The sequence below is a fragment of the Sphingomonas oleivorans genome (genome assembly GCF_003050615.1).
GTDB lineage: Bacteria > Pseudomonadota > Alphaproteobacteria > Sphingomonadales > Sphingomonadaceae > Sphingomonas_H > Sphingomonas_H oleivorans.
On record NZ_NWBU01000010.1, the window covers coordinates 585525 to 612072 of the forward strand.

Annotated in this window: 18 protein-coding genes and 1 tRNA gene; 12 read left to right on the forward strand and 7 right to left on the reverse strand. The window is 66.5% G+C overall.

Annotation, left to right across the window (positions count from 1 at the left end):
* Window positions 1–30 precede the first annotated feature (30 nt).
* From CLG96_RS14025 to CLG96_RS19340, 3 genes are all read left to right on the forward strand, one after another.
* Window positions 31–106: transfer RNA gene (locus tag CLG96_RS14025), tRNA-Ile, on the forward strand.
* Between the two features lie 73 nt (window positions 107–179).
* Complete coding sequence (gene dnaE, locus CLG96_RS14030; protein WP_107968568.1) at window positions 180–3662, forward strand: DNA polymerase III subunit alpha; 3483 nt, start codon at window positions 180–182, stop codon at window positions 3660–3662.
* 86 nt (window positions 3663–3748) lie between these two features.
* Complete coding sequence (locus tag CLG96_RS19340; protein ID WP_279330681.1) at window positions 3749–3871, forward strand: hypothetical protein; 123 nt, start codon at window positions 3749–3751, stop codon at window positions 3869–3871.
* A 58-nt stretch (window positions 3872–3929) separates the two neighbouring features.
* On the opposite strand, the gene CLG96_RS14035 is transcribed toward CLG96_RS19340, so the two are convergent.
* The 4 genes from CLG96_RS14035 to CLG96_RS14050 form a co-directional block, all read right to left on the reverse strand.
* Complete coding sequence (locus CLG96_RS14035; protein ID WP_107968570.1) at window positions 3930–5003, reverse strand: PA0069 family radical SAM protein; 1074 nt, start codon at window positions 5001–5003, stop codon at window positions 3930–3932.
* 117 nt (window positions 5004–5120) lie between these two features.
* Window positions 5121–5648: a molybdenum cofactor biosynthesis protein B gene (gene moaB, locus CLG96_RS14040; RefSeq protein WP_107968572.1), complete on the reverse strand. Its 528-nt coding sequence runs from the start codon at window positions 5646–5648 to the stop codon at window positions 5121–5123.
* Between the two features lie 46 nt (window positions 5649–5694).
* On the reverse strand, window positions 5695–7485 hold the full coding sequence (locus tag CLG96_RS14045; protein WP_107968574.1) for a lytic transglycosylase domain-containing protein: 1791 nt from the start codon (window positions 7483–7485) through the stop codon (window positions 5695–5697).
* Window positions 7482–8207: a uracil-DNA glycosylase family protein gene (locus CLG96_RS14050; RefSeq protein WP_107968577.1), complete on the reverse strand. Its 726-nt coding sequence runs from the start codon at window positions 8205–8207 to the stop codon at window positions 7482–7484. The genes CLG96_RS14045 and CLG96_RS14050 overlap by 4 nt, the downstream gene beginning before the upstream one ends.
* A gap of 133 nt (window positions 8208–8340) precedes the next feature.
* Between CLG96_RS14050 and CLG96_RS14055 the strand changes: the two genes are divergently transcribed.
* Genes CLG96_RS14055 through CLG96_RS14065 form a run of 3 tightly spaced genes read left to right on the forward strand, consistent with a single transcriptional unit; the run spans window position 8341 to window position 12537 of the window.
* Entirely contained in the window at window positions 8341–9990 is a 1650-nt protein-coding gene (locus CLG96_RS14055; RefSeq protein ID WP_107968579.1) for an electron transfer flavoprotein-ubiquinone oxidoreductase, read from the forward strand.
* Window positions 9991–10036: 46 nt separating this feature from the next.
* Entirely contained in the window at window positions 10037–11701 is a 1665-nt protein-coding gene (locus CLG96_RS14060) for a tetratricopeptide repeat protein (protein WP_107968581.1), read from the forward strand.
* Window positions 11701–12537: a 4-(cytidine 5'-diphospho)-2-C-methyl-D-erythritol kinase gene (locus tag CLG96_RS14065; RefSeq protein ID WP_107968583.1), complete on the forward strand. Its 837-nt coding sequence runs from the start codon at window positions 11701–11703 to the stop codon at window positions 12535–12537. Before CLG96_RS14060 ends, CLG96_RS14065 begins: the two co-directional genes overlap by 1 nt.
* Before the next feature lie 10 nt (window positions 12538–12547).
* Here the strand turns inward: CLG96_RS14065 and CLG96_RS14070 are convergent, their stop codons facing one another.
* The gene (locus tag CLG96_RS14070) at window positions 12548–14374 is read right to left on the reverse strand and encodes a DUF885 domain-containing protein (RefSeq protein WP_243395783.1); all 1827 of its coding nucleotides are present in this window, start codon (window positions 14372–14374) and stop codon (window positions 12548–12550) included.
* A gap of 95 nt (window positions 14375–14469) precedes the next feature.
* Here CLG96_RS14070 and CLG96_RS14075 point away from each other — a divergent pair, with 95 nt between their 5' ends.
* The 4 genes from CLG96_RS14075 to CLG96_RS14090 all read left to right on the forward strand — a co-directional run bounded on the left by CLG96_RS14075 (window position 14470) and on the right by CLG96_RS14090 (window position 19658).
* On the forward strand, window positions 14470–15216 hold the full coding sequence (locus CLG96_RS14075) for an N-formylglutamate amidohydrolase (protein WP_107968588.1): 747 nt from the start codon (window positions 14470–14472) through the stop codon (window positions 15214–15216).
* A 141-nt stretch (window positions 15217–15357) separates the two neighbouring features.
* Window positions 15358–17079, forward strand: coding sequence for a dihydroxy-acid dehydratase (gene ilvD, locus CLG96_RS14080; protein WP_107968590.1), 1722 nt, complete (start codon window positions 15358–15360; stop codon window positions 17077–17079).
* Between the two features lie 15 nt (window positions 17080–17094).
* Entirely contained in the window at window positions 17095–18462 is a 1368-nt protein-coding gene (locus tag CLG96_RS14085; protein ID WP_107968592.1) for an NAD(P)H-hydrate dehydratase, read from the forward strand.
* On the forward strand, window positions 18459–19658 hold the full coding sequence (locus tag CLG96_RS14090) for a class I SAM-dependent RNA methyltransferase (protein WP_107968594.1): 1200 nt from the start codon (window positions 18459–18461) through the stop codon (window positions 19656–19658). The genes CLG96_RS14085 and CLG96_RS14090 overlap by 4 nt, the downstream gene beginning before the upstream one ends.
* Window positions 19659–19816: 158 nt before the next feature.
* On the opposite strand, the gene CLG96_RS14095 is transcribed toward CLG96_RS14090, so the two are convergent.
* Window positions 19817–23050 (reverse strand): TonB-dependent receptor, encoded by a 3234-nt coding sequence (locus tag CLG96_RS14095; protein WP_165799654.1) that lies wholly within the window; start codon window positions 23048–23050, stop codon window positions 19817–19819.
* A gap of 279 nt (window positions 23051–23329) precedes the next feature.
* Between CLG96_RS14095 and CLG96_RS14100 the strand changes: the two genes are divergently transcribed.
* Window positions 23330–24028: an endonuclease/exonuclease/phosphatase family protein gene (locus tag CLG96_RS14100; protein ID WP_107968597.1), complete on the forward strand. Its 699-nt coding sequence runs from the start codon at window positions 23330–23332 to the stop codon at window positions 24026–24028.
* A gap of 11 nt (window positions 24029–24039) precedes the next feature.
* On the opposite strand, the gene CLG96_RS14105 is transcribed toward CLG96_RS14100, so the two are convergent.
* Complete coding sequence (locus CLG96_RS14105) at window positions 24040–25929, reverse strand: transglycosylase domain-containing protein (RefSeq protein WP_107968599.1); 1890 nt, start codon at window positions 25927–25929, stop codon at window positions 24040–24042.
* Window positions 25930–26012: 83 nt separating this feature from the next.
* On the opposite strand from CLG96_RS14105, the gene CLG96_RS14110 reads away from it, so the two are divergent.
* Complete coding sequence (locus CLG96_RS14110) at window positions 26013–26537, forward strand: GNAT family N-acetyltransferase (protein ID WP_107968601.1); 525 nt, start codon at window positions 26013–26015, stop codon at window positions 26535–26537.
* Window positions 26538–26548 lie beyond the last annotated feature (11 nt).

Consider the following 26548-nt stretch of genomic DNA (forward strand, 5'->3'; position numbering starts at 1 on the left):
GGCTCCGCTATCGCGGGGCCGCGCTGTGCGGGGCCTGTAGCTCAATGGTTAGAGCTGGCCGCTCATAACGGCTAGGTTGCGGGTTCGAGTCCTGCCGGGCCCACCAGCGCTTCCTCCCGCTCCGAACGGATTGCGGAGACGGCCTTTTCCGAATCGGGCGTCGTCCCCATAAGGTGAGGATGGCCCAAGCCCCGTTCGTTCCGCTTCGCATCTTTTCCGCCTTCACCATGCTCGAAGGCGCGATCGACCCCAAGGCGATCTCGAAACAGGCGCGCAAGCTGGGCTTTCCGGCGGCCGCGATTACGGACCGCAACGGTCTTTACGGCGCCATGGCCTTTTCGGACGCGGCGAAGAAGGACGGCGTGCAGCCGATCATCGGCACGATGCTGGGCGTGGCGCGGCCGGATATGCCTGAGGGCAAGCCGCCGATCATCGACTGGTTGGCGCTCTATGCGCAGGATGAGGCGGGCTATGACAATCTCTGCGCGCTCGTTTCGGCCGCGCATCTCGATCGGCCCGGGCATGAGGATGCGCATGTCCCGCTCGATGCGCTGCAAGGCCGCACCTCCGGCCTGATCGCGCTGTCGGCGGGCGGTGAGGGCGCGCTTGCCCGGCTGCTTGCGGACGAGCAGAAGGATGCAGCGGCGCGTTATGCCGACCGGCTGGAGGCGCTGTTTCCTGGCCGGCTCTATATCGAGATCGCGCGGCGCGGGAATGAAGCGGAGGAACGGGCGGAAGAAGCGCTGATCGACCTCGCCTATGCGCGCGACCTGCCGCTCGTCGCGACCAATCCGGCCTGCTTCGCCGAGGCGGGCTTCCATGCGGCGCATGATACGATGCTGTGCATCGCCAGCTCCTCCTATGTCGATTCGACCGATCGGGTGCGATCCTCGCCCGATGCTTGGATGAAGCCGGCGGGCGAGATGGAACGGCTGTTCGCCGACCTGCCCGAGGCGATCGCCAACACCGCCGTAGTGGCGCAGCGTTGCGCGGTGGCGGCGCCCTATCGCAAGCCGATCCTGCCCAGCCTTGCTGGCGACCGCGAGGGCGAGGCCGAGGCGCTCAGGCGCGATGCGCGCGCGGGGCTGGAGGCGCGGCTCGCCAAGATGACGGGCCCCGTGGACCGGCAGGCCTATTTCGACCGGCTCGAATTCGAGATCGACATCATCATCCGCATGGGCTTTCCAGGCTATTTCCTGATCGTCGCGGACTTCATCAAATGGGCGAAGGACCATGACATTCCGGTGGGCCCGGGGCGCGGATCCGGCGCAGGATCGGTGGTCGCCTGGGCGCTCACCATCACCGATCTCGATCCGCTGCGGCTGGGCCTGCTGTTCGAACGCTTCCTGAACCCGGAACGCGTGTCGATGCCCGATTTCGACATCGACTTCTGCGAAACGCGGCGCGGCGAGGTGATCAGCTACGTCCAGCAGAAATATGGGCGTGACCATGTGGCGCAGATCATCACCTTCGGGCGACTGAAGGCACGCGCGGTGCTGAAGGATACGGGCCGCGTGCTGCAGATGAGCTATGGCCAGGTGGACCGGCTCGCCAAGCTGGTGCCCAACCATCCGACCGATCCCTGGACACTCGACCGCGCGCTGAACGGCGTGTCCGAGCTCGCCAATGAATATGAAGGCGACAAGGACGTAAAGCGGCTGTTCGATCTCGCCATGAAGCTGGAGGGCCTGCCGCGCCACAGCTCCACCCATGCCGCGGGCGTGGTGATCGGCGACCGGCCGCTCGACCAGCTCGTGCCGCTCTATCGCGATCCGCGGTCCGAATTCCCCGTCACCCAGTTCGACATGAAGTTCGTCGAGGGCGCAGGGCTGGTGAAGTTCGACTTCCTTGGCCTGAAGACGCTGTCCGTGCTCCAGAAGGCGGTGCAGATGCTCGCGCTGAGGGGCATCGAGGTGGATCTGAGCCAGCTCCCCTGGGACGATGCGGAAGTCTATGCGCTATTGAAGCGTGGCGACACTGTGGGCGTGTTCCAGCTCGAATCCGAAGGCATGCGGCGCACGCTCGCCGCCGTCCGGCCGACGACCTTCGAGGATATCATCGCGCTCGTCTCGCTCTACCGGCCGGGACCGATGGACAATATCCCGATGTTCGGCGCGCGAAAGAATGGCCGGGAGGAAATCGAATATCCTCATCCGCTGCTCGAGCCGATCCTGAAGGAAACCTACGGTATCTTCGTCTATCAGGAACAGGTGATGCAGGCGGCGCAGGTGCTGGCCGGCTATTCGCTGGGCGAAGCCGACCTTCTCCGCCGCGCCATGGGCAAGAAGATCCAGGCGGAGATGGATGCGCAGCGCCAGCGCTTCGTCGAAGGCTGCGCGACCCATGCGATTACCCCCGCAAAGGCCAATGAGCTGTTCGACTTGATCGACAAGTTCGCCGGCTATGGCTTCAACAAGAGCCATGCGGCGGCCTATGCGCTCGTCGCCTATCAGACGGCCTGGATGAAGGCGCATCACAAGGCCGAATTCTTCGCCGCCTCCATGTGCTACGACATGGCGCAGACCGACAAGCTGGCGGTGTTCGTGGACGATATGCGGCGGATGGGCGTGGCCTGCCTGCCGCCTTGCGTGAATGCGTCTTCCGCCGAGTTCAGCGTCGAGAATGGCAGCGTGCGCTATGCGCTGGGTGCGCTCAAGGGCGTGGGCGAGGCGGCGATGGAGCAGCTCTGCGCCGAGCGTGAGGCCAAGGGGCCCTTCGCCGACCTCGACGATTTCGCTGACCGGGTGAACCCCAAGCTGCTCAACCGCCGCCAGCTCGAAAGCATCGCGGCCGCGGGGGGATTTGACGCGATCGCGCCCGACCGGGCGGGCGTGTTCGGTGCGGCCGAGACGATCCTCGCCCATGCGGTGGTGGCGAATGAGGAACGCAATGGCGCGCAGCATGCGCTATTCGGCGGCCCCGCCGCGACGCCCCAGCCGATCCGCCTGCCCCAGACGGCGCATTGGTCGCTGGCCGAACGGATGGCGGCGGAGAAGGAGGCGTTCGGCTTCTATTTCTCGGCGCATCCGACCGACCGTTACCGCCATCTGGGCGAAGCCAATGGCGCGCGCAGCTTCGCCGAGTTGCAGGCCATGCCGGCGCCGGCCGAACAGCCGCGTTCGGCGGATGGCAAGCGGCCGCAGGCACCGACCGTGAAGATGGCGGCGCTGGTGGAGGATGCGCGCTGGCGGACCTCGGCGCGCGGGCGGCGCTATATGATGGCGACCTGTTCGGACGCATCGGGCCAGTTCATTGCCACCTGCTTCGACGACGATGTCTCGGCCGAGCTGGAAGGCGCTGCGAAGGAGGGGAGTTGCGCGCTGCTGACGGTCGAGCTCGATCGCAAGCCGGGGGAGGAATCGCCCCGTGTGACGATCCGGCGTGTCCAGCCCTTCGAGCAGATGACGACCGCCGCACGGCTGAGGCTGGAGGTCGAGGCGTCCGATCCGGCGGTGTTGCCGGGGCTTGCGGCGCTGGTCGAGGGCGCGCGGGGCGGGCGCGGAGAACTGGTGCTGCGTGCGATGTTGCCGGGCGGCGAGACGGCGACGGTGCTGCTGGGCAAGGATTATCTGCTCGATGCGGAGCTGGCGGCGCGGATCGAGCGGCTGCCGGGCGCATCGGTGACGCTGGCGACGGTCTCGCAATTAAGGCTGGTGTCATGATTGGCGGGATCGATCACAAATAACGGGATTGATCGATAGCCTTATTGATAATGCTTCTTATATTCGCCTCCTGAAGGAGATTGGATATGAGCTATATCGAACGGGGCACCGGCCTGCCGATGCGGAACATGGTGAGCAATGCGCGCCTTGGCGTGGGTGCGGCGCTGGTCATGGCGGGCGTGGCGATCGAATTTGCGCGGCTGCTGTAGGCGCGCCTATATCCACCATTCCGGCATGACGATTAGATCGGCTGGACTGGAATTCGCGTCAAAGCAGTGACAATTGCGGCCCCTGCGGTGGGCGGAACAGGTCGTTGCGCAGCAGGATGCGCTCGCGGTTGAGGCCATATTTGCGGCAGGCGATCGAGAAACGGGTGCGGATCAGGTTCGCCCAGGGGCCGCTGCCGCGCATCCGCGTGAAGAAAGCGGGATCATTCTCCCGGCCGTCGCGAATGTCGCGGATCGTCGCCATCACCTTGGCGGCGCGATCGGGATAATGCGCGTCGAGCCAGGCCTTGAACAGAGGCGCCACCTCATGCGGCAGGCGGATGGGGAGGAAGAAGGCAGCACGCGCGCCATGCTCCGCCGCCGCCTCCAAAATATGTTCCAGTTCATGATCGGTGATCGCGGGGATGACCGGCGAGACCGAGACATAGGTGGGAATGCCCGCCTCGCTCAGCGCCCGGATCGCGGCAAGGCGGCGCGCGGGATGCGGCGCGCGCGGCTCCAAGGTGCGGGCAATGGCGGGATCGATCGTCGGGATCGAGATTGCGGCCGCGACCAAGCTATGGCCCGCCATCTCCGCAAGCAGATCGAGATCGCGCAGGATGCGGTTCGACTTGGTGGTGATCGTCAGCGGATGGCGCGTCTCGGCCAATATCGCGATGCAGTCGCGGGTGATCCGCCAATCCGCCTCGATCGGCTGGTAGGGATCGGTATTGGTGCCCATGGCGATCGGCCGCGCGACATAGCCGCGCTTGCCCAATTCGGCGCGGAGCAATGCCGGCGCATCGGGCTTGGCGAACAAGCGGGTCTCGAAATCAAGCCCGGGCGAGAGATCGTGGAAGGCATGCGTCGGACGGGCGAAGCAATAGATGCAGCCATGTTCGCAGCCGCGATAGGCGTTGATCGAGCGGTCGAAGGGGATGTCGGGCGAATTGTTGCGCGCGATGATAGTTTTCGGCCGCTCGATGGTGACGGTCGTGCGCAGCGGCGGTTCGACCCCGTCCACCGCCTCGCGCGCATCGAGCCAGTCGCCATCCTCCTCGCGGCCGGGCAGGTTGAAGCGGGTGCTGGGCCGATTGGCGGTGGCGCCGCGACCTGGGCGGGCAATGTCTGGCATGGCCCCAGAGTAACAGAACAAAAAGAGAACACAAGCCGGCTAACCGGCAGTGGCCCAGAGCATTTTCCACCTGACCGCGCTCACCTGAGCGCGTGGGATTAATCAGGCGGGAGTCTTTTATCGCTCCATCAGCCTCGGCATAAGCTCGACGAAATTGCAGGGGCGATGGCGGATGTCGAGCTGGCTGGCGAGAATGCCGTCCCAGCCATCCTTGACCGCGCCCGTCGAGCCCGGAAGCGCGAAGAGATAGGTGCCGCGCGCGACGCCCGCCGTCGCGCGGGACTGGATCGTGGAGGTGCCGATCTTCTGATAGCTCAGCCAGCGGAACAGTTCGCCGAAGCCCGGTATCTCCTTGTCCCAGACTTGCGCCAGGGCTTCGGGCGTCACGTCGCGCCCGGTGACGCCGGTGCCGCCGGTGGTGATGACGCAATCGACAAGGGAATCGTCGATCCAGCCGTTCAGCCGGGCGACGATGGCCGCCACATCATCCTTCACGATCGTCCTGTCGGCGAGGATGTGGCCGGCGCCCTCGATCCGGGCGACGAGCGTGTCGCCCGATCGATCCTCGGCGAGGCTGCGGCTGTCCGAAACGGTGAGGACCGCGATGCGGACCGGCTGGAAGGCGATGCTTTCGTCAAAGGGCATGGCGCCAGACTAGCGTTCCGGCGCGATCATTCCAGCAAAAGCTTGATCAGTCCGCGGCGGCGGTTCGGCCGAGCGAGTCGAGCCGCAGCGCCGTCTTGCCGGGAAGGCCGGGGAAGCGGGGCCACATGCCCTGCGCCATCGCCTTCAGACTATCCGACTTCACGCCCGATTGCTGCTGATACATCCAATAGTTGCGTAGCACGATCGCGACATAGGCGCGCGTTTCGACGAAGGGGATGCTTTCGATGAAAAGCAGCGGATCGGCGAGGTTGCGCCCGCGTGCATTCCAGTTGGCGACCGATCCGGGGCCGGCATTATAGGCCGCGATCACCTTGGGCAGCAGGCCGCCCGTGCCGGAGAAATCGGCGAGCTGCTGGAGATAGCTCTGGCCATATTCGAAGTTCAAGGCGGGATCGTTGAGGCGACCGATCGGCGCGCTCTCGCCCCGCTGCTTCGCCACGAGCTGCGCGGTGCCGGGCATGAGCTGCATCAGCCCGCGCGCGCCGGCCGGGCTCACTGCATCCGCGCGGAACTGCGATTCCTGGAGCGCATGGGCGAAGAGCAGCGCCTTGTCGACGCGCCAGCCGCCCTGCGGCGTCCAGCCCGGCATCGGATAGCGCGCGCTGGCCGTCATGGTGACGCCTGCCGGGCCGTGCTGGGCAAGCCAGATCTGCGTGGCGGGAAGATCGAGCCGGGCAGCGAGATGGAGCAGCACCTCATGATCGGCAAGCGCTCCGATCCGCGCCTGATGGCGCAGGAGCTGATCGGCGAGGCCAGGCTCGTCCACCTCGACCAGCGCAGCTGCGACGCGCGCATTGGAGCGCTGCGACAATGTGGCCCAATCCCGCTCGGCGAGATCGAGCGTGCGATCGACGGCCGGCAGCGCATTGCCGAGCGAGGCATTTGCGAGCATGCCGTAGAAAGTCTCGGGCAGGCGGCTCGCGCTGCGCAGACGCGTCTGCACCCGTTCCGGATGGCCGGAGGCCATATCCGCGCGCGCTGCCCAGAAAAGCCCGGCGGCGGTCATTTCGGGATCGCTGGCACGGGCGACGACCGAGGAGAAATGATCGGTAGCCGCAGCATAGTCGCGCGCGCGCCAGGCGGCGAGCCCAGCGACCCAATCGGCCTGGACGATCCATTCGCCCGCGCCCGAGCGTGCCATCGTCGCCATCCGCCGGGCGGAGGCGTCGTCGCCGGCGAGATAATAGCACCAGGCGACGCGCTCGCGCCATTCAGTCAGCGCCTCGGGCGTGAGATCGGCGGCGCGCGCCTCGACCTGCATCTCGGCCTCGCTGGCGCGATCGGCCTTGAGCAGCGGCTGGACCTGGGCAGCGAGCGCCGCGGCGGCGGCATCACTGCGCACCGAGCGCGCGCTGCGCCGCTTCGGCGCGCCCGCAAGGCGGACGAGATCGCGCTGGACGGGAAGCGCGGGAAGCGCGGTGACGCCGCGCGCGGCCATGAGCCGGGCGATCTGCTGTGCCTGCGGGAGTTCCGGCGCCTTGACGAGCAAAGCGAGGAGCGGGGCGGTCGCCACTTTGGGCGAGCCCTTGGTGAGATAGAGCTCGGCGCGTGCGACGGGGGTGAGCAGCCCATCCGGCCGGGCATCGAGCGCGGCGGCGGCGCTGGTCCAGTCGCGCGCGCGGATCGCGGCGAAGATGGCGCGATAGGCCGCGCGATCGGCGGGCGTAAGCTGCGCGGGAAGCGACAGGCCTTGAGCGACGGTCGTGCGTTGCGAGATGATCGGGCGGGGCGCCAGCGACAGCGTCTCGCTCGCGGCGAGCGCGGGTGCGGCGGTTCCGGCGAGCATCGCCAGCGCGAGCAGGGTCTTGCGGATCATCGGGCCGTTCCCAGGAGCAGGCGCAGATCGGCCCAGGCGCCGGCCTTCAGCGCCGGCTGGCGATAGAGCATCTGCGGATCGAAAGTGGCGACGGCGGTCGTCGCGACGCCGTTCAGGGTGATTTCATGCAACCGTCCCCGGGCCTCGGCCATTTCGAGGCCGAGCAGCGCGCGGACCGGCCGGGGACCGAGCAGCAGCAGCCGGCGGGGCGCGGCCAGCGCGACATGGTGGCGCGCGATGCGGGTCAGCCGATCGAGCATCGCCGGATCGATCCGGCCGCCGGCGGGGCGGCCCGGGGCGAGCGCCGCAAGATAGATTGAGGCACGGTCGCGCCCGATCGCGGCGAGCATGCGATCGAACAGCCGGCCGAGATCGCCGGAAAAAAGCTGGCCGGCACGGACATCATCGCTCTCCGGCATATCGCCGAGCAGCATCAGCCCGGACGCGGGATTGCCGACGGGAAGGATGCGCGAGCTCGCATCACCGGGAAGCCCTGGCGCCCCGGCAAGCCATTGGCGGAAGGTGTCGAGCGTTGCGGGAAGCGATTCCGGTGCGGCGGCGGGAGCTGGGACGGCGCTGGGAGCAGCAGCCGGAGCCGAGGATGAACCCGCTGGGACGGACGGCGTGGGGCGCAGCCAGTTGCGCGGCGCTTCGTCGACAATCATGTCGACCCCTGCCAATCGCCACCATTCGAGCGCGCTCAGCGCCGCTGCATCATACATCCGTTGAAAGTCCCGCCCTCTCGCCCCGATATACAGTCAGGAGTTGACGCAACGGTCAATCTGCGGGCACCGGGCTTTGTGCCGGGCCGTTTTATCGGCGCGATGATCGGACGGATCGGAGGAACGAAGAAGCATGCCGCAACGCGAATCCATGGCTTACGACGTCGTTATCGTCGGAGCCGGACCGGCGGGGCTGTCCGCGGCGATCAGGCTGAAGCAGCTCGCCCTGGCGGCGGGCCGCGAGATCGGCGTCTGCGTGCTCGAAAAAGGTTCCGAGGTGGGGGCGCACATATTGTCCGGCGCGGTGGTCGATCCGATCGCGCTCGACGAACTGATCCCCGACTGGCGGGAGCTGGACAGCCCGCTGACCGTGCCCGTGACCGAGAACCATCATTGGGTTCTTACCAGGAAGAGGAAATTTGCGCTGCCGCATCTGATGATGCCGCGCTTCATGAACAATAAGGGCACTTATACGCTGTCGCTCGGCAATCTCTGCCGCTGGCTGGCAGGGCAGGCGGAAGCGCTGGGCGTGGAGATATTCCCCGGCTTCGCCGCGGCCGAGATATTGTTCAACGAGGACGGATCGGTGAAGGGCGTCGCGACCGGCGACATGGGCGTGGCGCGCGACGGTACGCACAAGCCCGAATATCAGCCGGGCATGGAGCTGCACGCCAAATATACTTTCTTCGCCGAAGGCGTGCGCGGCCATCTTTCCAAGGAGCTGATCCGCCTGTTCGGCCTGAGCGAAGACCGGCAGCCGCAGATCTATGCGATCGGCATCAAGGAATTGTGGGACATCGATCCCGCCAAGCATGTGCCGGGCCGCGTGATCCACACCCAGGGCTGGCCGCTCAGCGACGCGGTCGGCGGCGGCTTTCTCTACCATCAGGAAAATGGTCAGGTCTCGCTCGGCTTCGTGGTGGGGCTGGGCTACAAGAACCCATATCTTTCGCCTTTCGAGGAATTTCAGCGCTGGAAGCAGCATCCCGATATCCGCGCGATCCTGGAGGGCGGGCGGCGGATCAGCTATGGCGCGCGCGCGATCAACGAGGGCGGTTGGCAATCGGTGCCGAAGCTCGTCTTTCCGGGCGGGGCGCTGATCGGCTGCTCGGCGGGCTTCGTCAACGTGCCGCGCATCAAGGGCAGCCACACGGCGATGAAATCGGGCATGCTGGCGGCCGAAGCGGCATTCGACGCGATCAGCGTCGAGCGCGAGGGCGACGCGCTCGACGCCTATCCGAAGGCTCTGGAGGCGAGCTGGGTCGCGACGGAGCTGAAGATGGTGCGCAATGCCGAGCCTGCGCTCGCCAAATTCGGCCAGCTCGCCGGCACGCTCTATGCGGGTTTCGACCTGTGGGTGCACAGCCTGGGCCTGACGCTGCCCTGGACGTTCAAGCATCATCCCGATCATGAAGGGCTGTGGCGCAAGGATATCGCGCCGAAGATCGACTATCCCAAGCCCGATGGCGTGATCAGCTTCGATCGGCTTTCCTCGGTGTTCCTTTCCAACACCAATCATGAGGAGGATCAGCCGATCCACCTGACGCTCAAGGACGCGTCGGTGCCGATCGACGTGAATCTCGCACTCTATGACGCGCCCGAGCAGCGTTATTGCCCGGCGGGCGTCTATGAGATTGTCGGCCAGGAGGAGAACAGGCCACGCCTGCAGATCAACGCGCAGAATTGCGTGCACTGCAAGAGCTGCGACATCAAGGATCCGACCCAGAATATCAACTGGGTGGTTCCCGAAGGCGGCGGCGGGCCTAATTATCCCAACATGTAAGTCTCGTAACGGGCGAGTCGCCTTTTGGGCAGGAACGGGGAAACGGATGTCGCCGCTTAAACTGGCCGGAGGATGCGTACTCGCCGCCTTGCTCGCGGTTTCCGCCGAGGGTGCCCGCATCCGGGAGGCCGAGCCGACCACCGCCTATGTCCGCGCGCGCGTGGCCGAAGCGGGTGCGGACCTGCACAAGGCGGCAACGGGCTATGCCGCGGTGATGGAGGCTTCACCGGACGATATGGCGCTGGCGATGCGTGCCTATCGCCAGGCGATGATGGCCGGCGACCGGAAGCTGGCGACCAGGGCCGCCAAGGCGCTCGACGCGCGCAACGGCCTGCCGCCCGACGGGCCGCTCCTCCTGCTCGCCAACGCCGTTCAGAAGAAGGATTGGCGGACGGCGGGCGTGTTGACCGACCGGATCGAGAAGGAGCGGGTCTTCGCCTTTCTGGTGCCCGTGCTGCGCGCCTGGATCGCGCTCGGCGCGCATGACGGCGATCCGGTGGCGAAGCTCGACGCGGCTGCGCCCGATCCGCTCGGGACTTCCTATATTGCCGAGCATCGCGCGCTCCTGATGCTGGCGGAGGGACAGACGGAACAGGGCGTCGCGGCGCTTCGTGCGCTTTCGGTGCAGCCGCCGGCGCGCAACACCCGCCTGCGGATCGCGGCCGCCGCCGGGCTGGCCAAGGCCCGGCAGAAGGAGCGCGCGCTCGCACTGCTCGAAGGTGACGATCCGCTGCTGGCGGCAGCGCGGGCGCGGATCGCGGCGGGCGACAGGCTTCCCAGCACGATCGTCACGGCAGGCGACGGGATAAGCGAGCTGATCGTCCGCGTTGCGATCGACGTCAATCGCGAGCGCGTGACGCCGTTGGGGCTGGCGCTCGTGCGCATCGCCACCTTCTTCGCTCCCGCCAATGCCTCCGCATGGCTCGCGAGCAGCGAGATGCTGAGCGGCGTCGGGCAGAATGAATTGGCGTTGGCGGCGCTCGACAAGGTAACGGCGGACGATCCGTTCAGCGACGTGGCGCAGGCCCTGCGGCTGAAGATCCTCGTCCGCCAGGGGCAGACGGAAACCGCGCTGGCGGAATCGCTCAAGCGGACCGGACGGACCGACGCGACCTTCCGCGACTGGACCACGCTTGGCGATCTCTATGGCGATCTCGGCCGCAGGAGCGAGGCCGCGGGGGCCTATGGCAGGGCGCTCGAGCTCGCCGAGGCGGCACGGGCGCCGACCGACGATCTCTGGCCGCTCTGGCTGCTGCGCGGCGGTGCGCTGGAGCAGGGCGGCGACTGGCCCCAGGCCAGAACGGCGCTGGAAAAGGCGCTGGCACTGGCGCCGGACCAAGCGGTGGTGCTCAACTATCTGGGCTATGCGCAGCTCGAACGGCGCGAAAATCTGGAAGATGCGCAGAAGCTGATCGAACGGGCGAGCCAGCTTCGTCCGGACGATCCCTCGATCACCGACTCGCTCGGCTGGGCCTATTATCTGCGCGGCAACCTGCCCAAGGCGATCGAGACGCTGGAGCGCGCCGCGCAGGGCGAGCCGGGCGAGGCCACGATCAACGAGCATCTGGGCGACGCCTATTGGGCCGTAGGGCGCAAATATGAGGCGCGCTATGCCTGGCGGGCGGCGCTCGTCCAGGCGGGCGAGCGCGACGCCGCGCGCATCCGGAACAAGCTCGACGAAGGCTTGAGCGGCAGGACAGCGGCACGCTGATGCTTCTTGCCGAGACGGGCCACGCCAAGATCAATCTCGCCCTCCACGTCCGCAGCCGGGGCGCGGATGGCTATCATGCGCTCGAAACGCTCTTCGCCTTTGCCGAGGATGGCGACCGGCTGACGCTGGCGGAGGGGGAGGGGCTGTCGCTCGACCTGTCCGGGCCTTTTGCGGGCCCGCTGGCGGGGGACGATAATCTGGTGCTGCGCGCGGCGCGCGCCTTTCTCGATCGGTTCGGCCTACCGGCTGGGGCGGCCTTCGGGCTGGATAAGCGGCTGCCCGTCGCTTCGGGGATTGGCGGAGGATCGGCGGACGCTGCGGCGGCGCTACGGCTGCTCTGCCGGCGCCATGATATCCATCCGACTGCGCCCGAGCTGATGGCGATTGCCGCCTCGCTCGGCGCGGATGTGCCCGCCTGCCTCGTTTCGCGCACGATGCGCGGCGAAGGACGGGGCGATGCGCTTGTCCCGATCGACGGCGAAGGGCTGAGCGGCATGGCGCTGCTGCTCGTCAATCCGGGGCCGCCGCTCGCGACGGGGCCGGTTTTCCGCGCATGGGACGGCCGGGATCGCGGCGTGCTGGCGCGGGGCGATGCGCTTGAGACGGCGTTGGCCGGGCGCAATGATCTGGAGCCGCCCGCGCGCATGCTGCTCCCCGCGATCGGGGCGGTGCTGGAGCGGCTGGCCGGGCAGGCGGGCACGCGTCTCGTTCGCATGTCCGGATCGGGCGCGACCTGCTTCGCTTTGTTCGAGGACGAAGCCGCGCGCGATGCGGCGGATCGGGATATCGCCCGGGCCGAACCCGGCTGGTGGCGGCTGGCGACGCGGCTGCGCTGAGCCGATCCGGCTATCTTCGCCGGCGCTTCGGCAGAAGCCGCGCGACTTCGGCCGCGACCAGATCCATCGGCATGGCGCCATTGCCGAGCAGCGCGGCGTGGAAGCTGCGCAGATCGAACCGGCGGCCGAGCGCGGCGCGGGCCTGGCGGCGCAGCTCCAGCATGCGAAGCTGGCCGAGCTTGTAACCGAGCGCCTGCCCCGGCCAGGCCATATAGCGTTCCACCTCGGCAGTGACACGGCTTTCCGCGGCACCCGTCTGCTGCCGCATATAGGCGATGGCACGCTCGCGGCTCCAGCGATGGTGATGCAATCCCGTATCGACGACGAGACGGACGGCGCGGAACAATTCGTCCTGCAACCGGCCGATATCGCCATGGCGATCGGCGCGATAGGCGCCGAGATCGGCCGCCAGCCGCTCGGCATAGAGCGCCCAGCCTTCGGAATAGGCGTTGAAGCTGGCAAATGCGTTGATCAGCGGCGGGCGGGGCAGGGCAAGCGCGATCGTCGCCTGGGTGTGATGGCCCGGAACGCCTTCATGATAGCTGAGCGTCGGCAGGCGGAAACGGGGCACGCCGGCCATGTCGCGCAGGTTGATCCAGTAGATGCCCGGCCGCGAACCATCGAGCGAGGGGGCGTCATAATAGCCGCCAGGCGCCCCATCCTGCGTGGCGACGGGCACGCGGCGCACCTCCAGCGGCTCGCTGGGGATGAGCACGGCAGGCAGGAAGGAGGGCTGGCGCTTCTCCATTGCGGCGATCAGGCCGCGGACATGATCGAGCAGCGCCGCGCGGCCGGCCTCGCTGTCCGGGAAACGCTGGCGCGGATCGGCGGCGAGCGCGACGAGGCGGGCGCCGACGCTGCCCTTGCCCATGCCCTGCAGGCGGAGCAGCGCGTCGAGCGCGGCGGATATGCGTCGCACCTCCTCCAGCCCGATCGCATGGATCTGCTCCGGCGACAGCGCCGTGTCACCCAATGCGCGTATATTGGCGGCGTAGAGCGCGTCTCCATCGGGCTGGACCCACAGGCCCGCATCTTCCCGCCCGCGTGGGATCGTCTCCATGATCCAGGCGCGCAGCGCGGAATAGGCAGGGCGGGCGCGCTTTTCGAGCGCGACGATCGCGCGCTGTTCCGCCGCCGCGCGCAGCCGGGGATCGAGCGCGGCGGTGGCGGTGCGCCGGCGCAGCGCCGCGATCAGCGGATGATCGGCGGCCGGCCCCGCAAGAAAGGCGTCGATTATCGGCAGCGTCTTTTCGAGCAGGATGCGCGGCGGACGGCAGCCGGCCGCCATATCCGTCTTCAACTTCTCGATCAGACCGGCAAAGCCCTGCTGAAAGCCGTCGAGCCGCTCGATCCAGGCATCGACCTCGGGCGGGCTGGAAAGTGCCTGCTGGTTCTGCATCAGGCTGGGCGTATCGATGTGCGGGCCGGAAATCTGCGTCACCGCATAGGGGGCGTGGCCCGAAAATGAGAAGGGATTGGGCCGGCCATAGGGGATGGCGGTGCTGCGCGTGCCGTTGGCAAGGACGGTCCGGGCAATGGCGAGGCGGAGCGTTCCCGCCCGGTCGCCCGGGCAGGTAAGTGCGGCGACATCGCGCTCGGCAGCCTTCAGCGCCGCGCGCCACGCCGTCTCGCCCTCCGGGGAATGATCGTCCATCCGCCGGGCGAGCGGTCCGCCGTCGAGCGCGTCGGGCAGGCCATTATAGGTCGCGATCTCCGGCAGATGGGCGAACAGCCGGTCGGCGACCGCATCGAGCGGCGCCATGACCGGACAGACGGGCGGAGACCTGCCTGGGGCGGCGGTGGACGGAAGGGCCGCGCCGGCCGCGAGCATCGCCATCGCTTCCCGTCGCGTGCCTTCCAACCCCATTAATCTCCCCCGATTTTCCCGGATGCAGTCGTGACATCCACGCGCCGTCCGGGCAACAAAAGAGAATGAGCGAGATATATGCACCACATTGGACCGAGCTGGACGGCGATCCGGCCGGAGGCATGTTGCTGATCGCGGATCATGCCTCCAACCATGTTCCGGCCGATCTGGATCTGGGCGTCGAGGCGCATGTGCTCGATCGCCATGTTGCGATCGATATCGGCGTGGCGCCGCTCGCCCATGCGCTGTGCGACGCGCTCGGCTGCCCGGCTGTGCTGGCGGGAATCTCCCGGCTGGTGATTGACCTCAATCGCGAGGAGGATGCGCATGGCCTGATCCCGGCAACGAGCGACGGCCATGTCATAAGCGGCAATTCCGGGCTGGACGATGCGGCGCGCGCGGCGCGGGTCGCGCGTTTCTGGCGACCCTATCATGATCATCTCGCGCATCGGATCGAGCATAGCGCGCCGCGCCTGCTGCTGTCGCTGCACAGCTTCACGCCGCAACTGGAAACGCGGCCGCAGGATGCGCGGCCCTGGCAGATCGGCATCCTCTATAATCGGGACGATCGCGCGGCGCGGATCGCCATCCCGCTGCTGGAGGAGGGCGGCATCGTCACGGGTGACAATCTGCCTTATTCGGGCCGGGTGCTGAACGCGACGATGAACCGCCATGGCGAGGCGAACGGCATCGCCTATCTGGGCCTGGAAGTGCGGCAGGACCTGATTTGCGACGCGCATGGCGTGGCGCTGTGGGCCGCGCGCCTCGCGCCCGTAATCCGCGCGACGCATCTTGCGCTTGCGGAGGCATAGCGGCGGGCTTCGCGCCGCAAATCGCACGGAGATTGCGTGGTACGCTTCTGTTTTGAAATAATTTAACGCACAGCTGCCCCGCAAGGCTTGCATAGATGCCTCCAAGGGGCCAAGAGGCGCGGCAAAATTGGGAAAGCATTCATGACGCATCAGTTCGACAAGTCCCGCCTGCCCAGCCGACATGTCTCCGTCGGCCCCGAGCGCGCGCCGCACCGCAGCTATTATTATGCGATGGGCATGACCGAGGAGGATATCGCCCGCCCGTTCGTGGCGGTCGCATCCGCCGGCAATGACAGCGCGCCCTGCAATACCACGCTCAACGAACAGGCGGACATCTGCCGCGAGGGCGTGATTGCCGCCGGCGGCACGCCGCGCCGTTTCAACACCATCACCGTTACCGACGGCATCGCCATGGGCCATCAGGGCATGAAGAGCTCGTTGGTCAGCCGGGAGGTGATCGCGGATTCGGTCGAGCTTTCGGTGCGCGGCCATTGCTATGATGCGCTCGTTACCTTCGCGGGCTGCGACAAGTCGCTGCCGGGCATGATGATGGCCATGCTGCGCCTGAACGTGCCGTCGATCTTCGTTTATGGCGGATCGATCCTGCCGGGCCGCTTCCATGGCCATGACGTCACCGTCGTCGACGTGTTCGAGGTGGTCGGCCGCTATGCCGCCGGGACCTGTCCCTTGTCCGAGGTGACCGCGCTCGAGAAGGTGGCCTGCCCCGGCCATGGCGCCTGCGGCGGCCAGTTCACCGCCAACACCATGGCCTGCGTCGGTGAGGCGATCGGATTATCCTTGCCGAACAGCAATATGATGCCCGCTCCTTACAGGGGACGTGACGAGATTGCGCGCGCCGCGGGGCGGCAGGTGATGGAGCTTCTGGCGAGGAATATCCGCCCGCGCGACATCTGCACGCGCGAGGCCTTTGAGAATGCCGCGCGCATCGTGGCGGCGACGGGCGGCTCGACCAACGGCGCGCTGCACCTGCCGGCAATGGCCAATGAGGCGGGCATCGACTTCAGCCTGTTCGACGTAGCCGAGATATTCAAATCAACGCCTTACATTGCGGACCTGAAACCGGGTGGGCGCTATGTCGCCAAGGATATGCATGAGGCGGGCGGCGTCTATATGCTGATGAAGACGCTGCTGGCCGAAGGCTATCTGCATGGCGACTGCCTGACCGTCACCGGCAAGACGCTCGCCGAGAATATCGACGAGGTGACGTGGAACCCCGACCAGAAGGTGATCTACGATGCCAAGACCCCGATCACGCCCACCGGCGGCGTCGTCGGCCTGCGCGGTAGCCTGGCGCCGGATGGCGCGATCGTGAAGGTGGCGGGCATGCACCGGCTCCAGTTCGAGGGGCCGGCCCGTGTGTTCGATTGCGAGGAAGAGGCGTTCGAAGCGGTCGAAGCCCGTACCATCGCCGAAGGATCGGTGATCGTCATCCGCTATGAAGGGCCCAAGGGCGGGCCGGGCATGCGCGAGATGCTGTCCACCACCGCCGCGCTTTATGGCCAAGGGCTGGGCGAGAAGGTCGCGCTGATCACCGACGGGCGTTTCTCCGGTGGCACGCGCGGCTTCTGCATAGGCCATGTCGGGCCCGAGGCCGCCGATGGCGGGCCGATCGCACTCGTCGAGGATGGCGACCTGATCCGCATCGATGCCGAGGTGGGCACGATCGATCTGCTGGTGGACGATGCGGTGCTGGCCGAACGCCGGGTCCATTGGCAGCCGCGCCGTAACGATTATCAGTCGGGCGCACTGTGGCGCTATGCGCAGAATGTCGGCCCGGCCTGGCAGGGCGCGGTGACGCATCCCGGCGCCAAGGCCGAAACCCATGTCTATGCCGATATCTGATCCGGCCCTTCGGCGATGAAGCCGATCGTGACCGCCGCCGAGATGCGTGCCGCCGAAGCGGCCGTGATCGGCGGTGGCACGTCGGTCGAAACGCTGATGGAGCGGGCGGGGGAGGCGATCGCGGAGGCGGCATGGCGCTATGCCGGCACCGCGCCCGCGCTGATCCTGTGCGGCCCGGGCAATAATGGCGGCGATGGCTATGTCGCGGGCCGGCTGTTGCGCGAGCGCGGCGTTCCCGTCCGCATCGCCGCCTCGGCCGAGCCGCGCACCGATGCCGCCCGGGCGGCGCGCGTGGCCTGGGATGGGCCGGTCGAGCCGCTCGCCGACGCGCGGCCGGCGCCGCTGCTGATCGATGCCTTGTTCGGCACCGGGCTGACACGGCCGCTCGATCCGTCGCTGGGCGATGCGCTGGATCGGCTGGCGGGGGCGGCGCGATACAGGATCGCGGTCGATCTGCCGAGCGGCGTCGGCACGGATGATGGTATATTGCTGGGACCCGTGCCGCGCTTCGACCTGACGATCGCGCTTGGCGCGCTCAAGCCGGCGCATCGGCTGCAACCCTCCGCAGCTCTATGCGGACGGGTTGCCGTGGCGGATATAGGCGTTCCCGTCACGGCGCGGCTCGGCGAGGTAGCGCGGCCGCGTCTGCCGCCGCCGGGACCGGCCGACAATAAATATAGTCGCGGCATGGTGGCCGTTATCGGCGGCGAGATGCCGGGTGCTGCGATATTGGCGGCGACCGCCGCACAGCGCGCGGGTGCCGGCTATGTGGCATTGTTCGGCGGCGGGCCGGGGGCACCGGCGGCGCTGGTGCGCAAGGACATAGGCGATCAGGCCGCGCTGTCCGATCCGCGGCTATGCGCGATCGTGATCGGCCCCGGGCTCGGCCGGACGGAGGAGGCGCGCGCTGCGCTTGATCGGGCGCTCGGAACGGGCAAGCCTCTCCTGCTCGATGCCGATGCGCTCAGCCTGCTCGCCGGACGCCCGCTGCCGCGCTTCGTGGCGCCCACCCTGATGACGCCGCATGAAGGCGAATTTCTCCGCCTGTTCGGCCGGATCGAAGGCAGCAAGGTGGAGCGGGCGCGCCTGGCCGCTGCGCGTGCCGGCGCGGTGGTGCTGCTCAAGGGCGCGGATAGCGTGATCGCAGCACCCGACGGCCGGGCCGCGATCGCGCCGCCCGCTCCATCCTGGCTGGCGAGCGCGGGCACGGGCGACGTGCTGGCGGGGATTGCCGGCGCGATGCTGGCGCGGGGGCTCGATGCGTTCGATGCGGGATGCGCGGCGCTCTGGCTGCATGGCCGCGCGGCGGAAATGGCGGGGCCTGCCCTGATCGCGGATGATCTTGCGCAGCACCTCGCCCCCGCGCTAGCGGCCTGCGGATGAATGATGCGGATTTGATCGTGCGGATTGCCGCGCGCGGCGACGGGGTTACGGCGGATGGGCGCCATGCGGCGCTGGCGGCGCCGGGCGACAGGCTGGATGCTTCGGGCGCGGTGCATCCCGGCCCGCATCATGCGGCGCCGCCCTGCCGCCATTTCCCGACATGCGGGGGCTGCCAGCTCCAGCATGTCGATGATGCGGCCTTTGCCGATTTCGCGACCGCGCGGATCGTCGGCGCGCTCCATGCCCAGGGGCTGGACGCGCCCGAGATGCGCGTGCCCCATATTTCGCCGCCCTGCACGCGGCGGCGCGCTTCGCTCCGCGCCGAGCGGATCGGCCGCCGGCTGCTCCTCGGCTTCAACGAGGCGGGGAGCCATCGCATCGTCGATCTGGCCGAATGCCATGTGCTGCGGCCCGAGCTGTTCGCGCTCATGGTGCCATTGCGGGGCCTGCTCGCCACGCTCGTCCGCGATCGCCGCGCGGCGGACGTGCAGATGACATTATGTGACCAGGGCGTCGATCTGCTGCTCGGCAAGGTGGAGGTGGACGGGCTTGGCCCCACCGAGGCGCTGACCGATTTCGCGCGCGCGCATGGCCTTGCTCGCCTGTCGATCGATGACGGCTATGGGCCGCAGGCGCGCTGGGAGCCCGATGCGGCGACGGTGACGCTGGGGGGCGTGCCCGTGGCGCTGCCGGCCGGAGGATTCCTCCAGGCGACGGCGGACGGGGAGGCGGCATTGAGCGCGGCGGTGAGCGAGGCGCTGGGTGATGCAAAGACGGTGGCTGATCTCTTCGCGGGGCTCGGCACCTTCGCCCTGCCGCTTTCGGCCAGCGTGCGCGTGCTGGCGGTGGAAGGCGCGCGCGATGCGGCCCTGGCGCTGAAATCGGCGGCGGGACGCGCCGGGCGCCCCGTCTTCGTCGAGCATCGCGATCTCTTCCGCCGTCCGCTGGATGCGAAGGAACTCGGCCGCTTCGAGGCGGTGGCGCTCGACCCGCCGCGCGCCGGAGCCAAGGAACAGGCAGCCGAACTGGTAAAGGCCGATCTTGCCCGGCTGGCCTATGTCTCCTGCAATCCGGCCACTTTCGCACGCGATGCGAAGATGCTGGTGGATGGCGGCTGGCGGTTGGAATGGATCCGGCCGGTGGGCCAGTTCCGCTGGTCCACGCATATCGAGCTGGCGGCGGCTTTCACGCGCTGAGCGGAAACTCACCATAACGGTGAGAATGTCATCTCGCTATCATTGGGCCTCGAACCGAGCCGGGGCCGTTCGCCGCAGGCATATCTGCCGCCTTGAAAAGGAAAGGCCCGCCGCTCCGGGGGAGCGACGGGCCAACCATTGGCTATTCGTGTCTGAAATCAGAATTCGAATTTCGCGCCGATACGAATCTGCCACAGCGAATAGCGGGTCTGATTGACGATCCGCGGATCCTGGAAGCTGGAATATTGATATTTGGTGCAGTTGCCGTTGGAAGTGGCCGCGCAGCTCGCATTCACCAGGCTGGCGAAATAGGGGAAGCCGAGCTGACGCAGCGAGCCCCAGTCCTTGTCGATGAAGTTCAGGACATTTTCCATGTCTGCAAACAGCTTGATACGGCTGCCGCCCACGAAGGTCGGAACCTCCTGCGAGACATGGAGGTCGACCTTGAAGAAGCTCGGCGAGCGAGCCGTGTTCTTCGAGATGATTTTGCCCTGATATTTCTCCAGCCCGTTGTTCTGGATGAAGTTCTGCAATGCCGTGAACGTCGCCGCGCTGTCATATTGCACCAGCGGATCAGCGGTGATCGACGCCACGTTCGGCACATAGAGCAGATGGCGGTTGCTCGTCCCGACCACGCCGAACGTGCTGGAACCGCGACCGGCGCTCGAGTTCGGATCGTTCATTGTGTAGCTGTAGGGCCGTCCCGAACGGCGCTCACCGAAGATGCTGATACGAGTCTTATAATCGCCGAAGAAGGCGTGATTATAGTCGACGCCGAACTTCAGCGAATGTTTGATCTGGTAGATCGACGTTCCATAAGCCGCGCTGTTCGGATCAGCCATGGCCGTCTGGCCATAGTTGGAGCTGGCCGTGGACGAGGTCACGGCGTTCGCGTCCTTGATGTCCTGATAAGTGTAGCTCACATTGGCATCGAGGCCAAAATCCCAGCTCTTGCTAAGGCGCGCAACGGCGATATAGCCGCGGCCGCGATCATCGTTCGTGAGCAGCAAATCCTGGTTGGTGACATTGCCCGGTGTGCCCGTAATAGGAGCATAGCGGGGACGGCCATCCGGCATCGTGCCGATGCGGACCGAGCGCAGGTCGACATAGTCGGCCGCCTGATCGACCTTGGTATAGAGGAAATCGCCGCCGACAACCCAGCCATCGCCGAGCGGGCCCAGGTTCAACTCATAATCGGCCGAAACGCTCGCCTTCCAGATCGATGGGATCTTGAAATCCGGATCGATGGCGTTTGTCGCCGCCTGCGCCAGCGAACCGGTGTTCGTGAGCAGGAAATTCTGAACTACCGGACTGAAATTGCCCTGACCGGTCACGCCATTGAGCGCAGCGTTGCAGACCGGATCGGTGTTGCAGCTCGCATTGCGCGTGATCGTTACCGAGTTGGTGACGACGCCGGTATTGGAGAAGCTGTTCGATAGCCAGACGTCGGGCGACTGGCCCGCGAACAACCCACCGCCGCCGCGAATCTGTAGGCGATCGGAAGCCTTCCAGGTCAAGCCGAAGCGGGGCTGGAAGACACCCTTGCCATTGTAGGTTTCCGTGTTGGCGAAGCCATAGCGATTGACGAAATTGCGGTTCAGGAAAGGACGGCTGCTGGACTGAAAGAGATCATAGCGGCCGCCAAAGGTGAGATTCAGCGCATCGCTGACATCCCAGCTGTCCTGCAGAGCGAAATTATATTGATTATAATTATAGCGCGCGGCGGCATCATTGATATCGCCCGTGAGCGAACCCGCAAGGATCAGCTGGCCTGCGCGGCCATTCTGGAAGTCTGCGAGAGAGTCGAAATAATAGGTGCCGAGCGCGTTCTGAAGGAACAGATTATAGACCTTCAGATGATTGAAGCCCGCGATCAGCTTCAGATTATGGGCACCGTAGGTCCAGCGAGCAGCGATGTCGCCGCCATAGGATTCGGTGTTGAGCACATTTGCCTGGCGCGAGGGATCGGGGCCGAAAAGCACGCGTAGCCCGCCCGGCGCCGCGCTCGTGCCCTGCGAGCAGCGATCGAGACGATCGCCTGCCGGATTGCTCGGATCGGTGCAGACGGTGAACTGGCCCTGCGTGAGAGCTCCGAACGTATCCTGCCCGCGATCATATTTGCGATAGTTGATGCGGGTCTCGGTTGCGAAATTATCCGACCAGTCGGAGTTCAGCTGGAAAACACCCGAATCGACCTTCTCGCTGAGCTCATAGGAGTTCGAAAGAAGGCCGACACCCGGCGATGTTGTCGAGAGCGAGACACCCTGCTGAAAGCCGCGCGTTCCTTCATTATGGATATAGGTGAAGGAGGCGCGCTGGCCATCGGTGACGTTCCAGTCGACCTTGGCGGTATATTTCTCATCGAACTCGTCGGCCGTGCGTAGAACACCGAGTGGATCATAATTGTAGCGGCTCTTGGCAATGGCCGCTACCTGATCGATCTTTGCCTGGCTGATGTTCGGAACGAGATCGGGATTGTCCTGAACGGGGGAGCCTTCATCCATACGCTCGTAGGATATGGCAAAGAACAGCTTGTCCTTGACGATCGGGCCGGACAGGAACCCGCCGTAATTTTTGCTCTCGAAATCGAGATTCTGCGAGAGTTCGCGAGTCCTGTCACCGGTCAGGCTATCGTCGGAATAGGTGTAGAAAGCCGAGCCGGTGAACTTATTCTCGCCCGAACGCAGCACGACGTTGATGGCGCCGCCCTGGAAATTGCCTTCCGACACGTCATAGGGCGCAACCTTGACGGACAATTGTTCAATCGCATCGACCGGGACCGGACCGCGATTGGTCGGAAGGCCACCATTGTTCAGACCGAAATTGTCGGAGAAGTTGACGCCATCGATCGAGAATTTGTTGAGGCGTCCATTCTGGCCAGCGATTTCAATCGCGCGGCTGTTGGTCTGGTCGATGGTCACGAAGGCATCGCGACGTGCAATATCGCGTATGTCGCGATTGACCGTGGCGATGCCCGCAATCTGTTCGCGACCAATGGACGTGATCGGCCCTGTCGAAAGCTCTGCGCTGTTCACTCGCGCGGCCGTGACGACGATCTCGTTAGAGCCCGTTTCGAGCGATACGGGCAGACGAAGCGGCTGGCCGGCGGTGAGGAAAAGATCCGTCACCGACTGCTCGGGATAGCCTTGCCCGCTGACCATCACGGTGAAAGGGCCGCCGACGCGAAGACCCGAGAAATTGAAGCTGCCATCGGCCCCGGTGGTCGTGGTCGAGACGGTGCCTGATGGAACATGCGTCACTCGGACGGTGGCATTGGCGACAGGCTCGCCAGCGGCATCCACTGATCCCCGAATAGAAGATGTCGTTTCCTGCGCATAGGCAGCGCTCGTGGCCAGCGCAGCTACAGCGCAGCCGATAAACAACTTCTTCATTTTAAGATTTCCCCCTTTGATTTCGCTATGCGCGCGGCGATGGCGCTCGATCATTACGCGACCGTGAATGGCGCATTTCCCCTACGCGACTCCACGATTGCAAGATCGTTACACAGGCGAATTTCACACCGCAATATGGCGGTATTGACATATTGGCCCTGCAGCAGCGCGGATGCTTATATTTCGAGCTGTTGCCTTCCTGCCGCAGTCGCGCTGCGATAGGACATCGCCTTGCGAGAGCCGGCGGAACACGGCTTTGCAAGGGAGGTTCGGAAGGCCATGCCGCTCGTCGCCAGCTACAATATCCGCAAGGCCATCGGTTCGGACAGGCGGAGACGGCCGGAGCGGATATTGGAGGTGTTGGCGGAGCTGGATGCCGACATCATCGCGCTGCAGGAAGCGGATCGCCGCTTCGGCGCGCGGCAGAGCGCCATTCCGCCGCACATGCTGAGCGAACATAGCGACTATCGCCCCGTTCCCTTCGACATAAGGGCGGGCAGCATCGGCTGGCACGGCAATGCGCTGCTGGTGCGCGACACGGTGACGATCCTGCGTCACATGCCGCTGGTGCTGCCCGCGCTGGAGCCGCGCGGCGCGGTGCTGGCGGATCTGCGCATCGGCGGACATGAGCTGCGCGTGGTGGGCATGCATCTCGATCTTTCGGGGCTCTGGCGGCGGCGGCAGGCGCGCGCGATCCTGTCCCATATCGAGCAGCAGCCGACCAAGCTGCCGACCATATTGATGGGTGATCTCAACGAATGGACCGCATCTTCAGGTTGTCTGCATGATTTCGCGGCGCATTATAAAATCGCGCATATCGGCCCGAGCTTCCATGCGCGCCGCCCGATCGCCCGGCTGGACCGGATCCTGACGGGCGATGGCATATCGGTGGAGGAGGCGGGCGTCCATCGCAGCCTGATCGCGCAGACGGCGTCGGACCATCTGCCGGTCTGGGCGCGCGTTCATCTCCACCGCTGAACGCGCGGGGTTCAGTCGTCGAACCGCCGTACCTCGCGTAACAGGCGCGCGCCCGCCTCGATCGCGGCGGCCGCGTCGTCGTTCCGGCGGCTCTCCGGATCCCGGGCCTTGCCGGCACGCAGCGCATCCAGCATGAAATCGCGCCAGATGCGGACCGGAAGCCCGCCGCCGCTGACACCGTTCATCGGGCTGTTGTCGTCATTGCCGATCCACACGCCGACGACCAGATCCTCGACGAAGCCGATGAACATCGCATCGCGATGGTCCTGCGTCGTGCCGGTCTTGCCGAAGGTCGGAAGCGCGAGCGCGGCCTGTCGCCCCGTGCCGGAATTGGCCGCGCTCCACAGCAGATCGAGCAGCATCGGCCATGTCGTCTCGCGCGGGAAATGCACCTGCCGGTTGCGGAGCCTTTCCAGCAAGCTCGCCGGCGGCCGGGGCAGGCCATAAGGAGCCACGGGATAGGTGCCGCCGGCGACCGCCGCATAGGCTGCGGTCATTTCGAGCAGCGTCGTGCCCGATGTGCCGAGCGCCAGGCTCGGCCGGTCGGCGAGCGGGCTGGCGATCCCCAGATCGCGCGCGGCCTGGATCACCGCTCCCCGGCCGACATCTTCGGACAGGCGCACCGCCGCGACATTGCTCGAAATGGCGAAGGCTTCGTTGAGGCTGATCCGGCCGCGATAGCGCCCGTCATTATTCTTCGGCGTCCAGCCTTCGATCGTGATCGGCCGATCTTCCACGGCATCGTCGGGGCGCATGCCGGCGCGCAACGCCGCGAGATAGACGAACAGCTTGAAGGTCGATCCGGGCTGGCGGCGCGCCTGGGTCGCGCGGTTGAAGCTGCTTTGCCGGTAGCTCCGCCCGCCGAGCATCGCCACTACCCGTCCATCCGGCCGCATCGCGACGAGCGCCGCCTGATGTGGCCCGAGCCCCGCACGCGAGAGCGCGCGCACCGCGCTGCGCTGCAATCCGGCGTCGAGCGTCGTCTGCACATATTGCTCGCCATAATCCGCCTCGGTCGCAGAACGAGCGGCGGAGAGCAGCCAGTCGGTGAAATAAGTGCCGCTGGGCAGCCGGGCCCCGTCGTCGGCGGCGATACGGGCGGGGTGCAGGCGGCGCGCCTCGTCCGCATCGAGGCTGCCCGTTTCGACCATCGCGGCGATGACGAGCTTCGCCCGGGCGCGCGCGCCTTTGAGATTGCGGGTGGGCGCAAGGCGCGAGGGCGCCTTCACCATGCCCGCCAGCATGGCCGCCTGGGGCACCGTCAGCCGCTCGGGCTCGCGATCGAAATAATGGCGTGCCGCGGCCCGCAGCCCATAGACGCCGTCGCCGAAATAAACGCTCGAAAGATAGCGCGAGAGTATCTCGTCCTTGGACAGCCACGCCTCCAGCCAGAAGGCGATCATCAGCTCGCGCAGCTTGCGCGTGGCGGTGCGGTCGGCGGTGAGGAACACCGTCTTGGCGAGCTGCTGGGTGATGGTGCTGCCGCCTTGACGCACGGAACCGGCGCGCAGATTGTTCCAGGCGGCGCGCGCGATACCGCGCGGATCGATGCCAAAATGGGTCCGGAAGCGGCGATCCTCGATCGCGATGAAGGCGGCCGGCACATGGGCAGGCAGTGCCGCGACCGAGACCGGCCGCTCCTTGAGCTCACCCTGCCGCGCGATCGGCCGCCCCTCGGCGGAGACGAAGACCAAGGTCGGCGTCGGCAAGGGGCGGAGCGCCTTGGAAAGCGGGGTGGTGACCGCAAGCCAAAGGATCAGGAGAAGGAAAAGGCCCACAAAGGCGAAGAGGCCGCGTCCGATCCAGATCCAGCGGCGGCTGCGCGGGGCAGGCAATTGAGGCGGAGCGGGAGCGAGCTCGGCTGGGCCATGCTCGCCGGCGGAGGGCGGGTCCATCCGCATCAGCCGGCGCCTCGCTCGTCGGTCGTGATCATGGTCATGCGCCTGGTTTCGAGCTGGTCCGATCTTATTCTATGGGGACGCACATGAACAATCCGCCAACTATCCGTCCCGCCACGCCCGCCGATGCCGCGGCACTTGCGCTGGTGGGCGCCGCGACCTTCCTCGAATCCTATGCCGGCATCATCGACGGGGCGGATATCATCGCGCACAGCGCGACCCAGCATGGCGTGGCAGTCTATGCCGCATGGCTGGCCGATCCCACCACCACCATCCTGCTCGCCGAAGCGCCGCCGGGCGGCGCGCCGATCGGCTATATCGTGCTCACCCGGCCGGCGCTGCCGGTGGAGGTGGGCGAGCGGGACATGGAGATAAAGCGCCTTTATCTCCTCTCCAAATTTCACGGCGCGGGGCTCGGCCGCGCGCTGATGGAAGGCGCGGCGGAGATTGCGCGCGCCGCCGGCCAGGAACGGCTGCTGCTGGGTGTCTATGGCGAGAACCATTCTGCGCTCGCCTTTTATGCCAAGTCCGGCTTCCTGCCCATCGGGCATCGCCAATTTTCGGTCGGATCGCGCAGCTATGACGATATCATACTCGCGCGTAGCCTCTGATCCCGCAACTT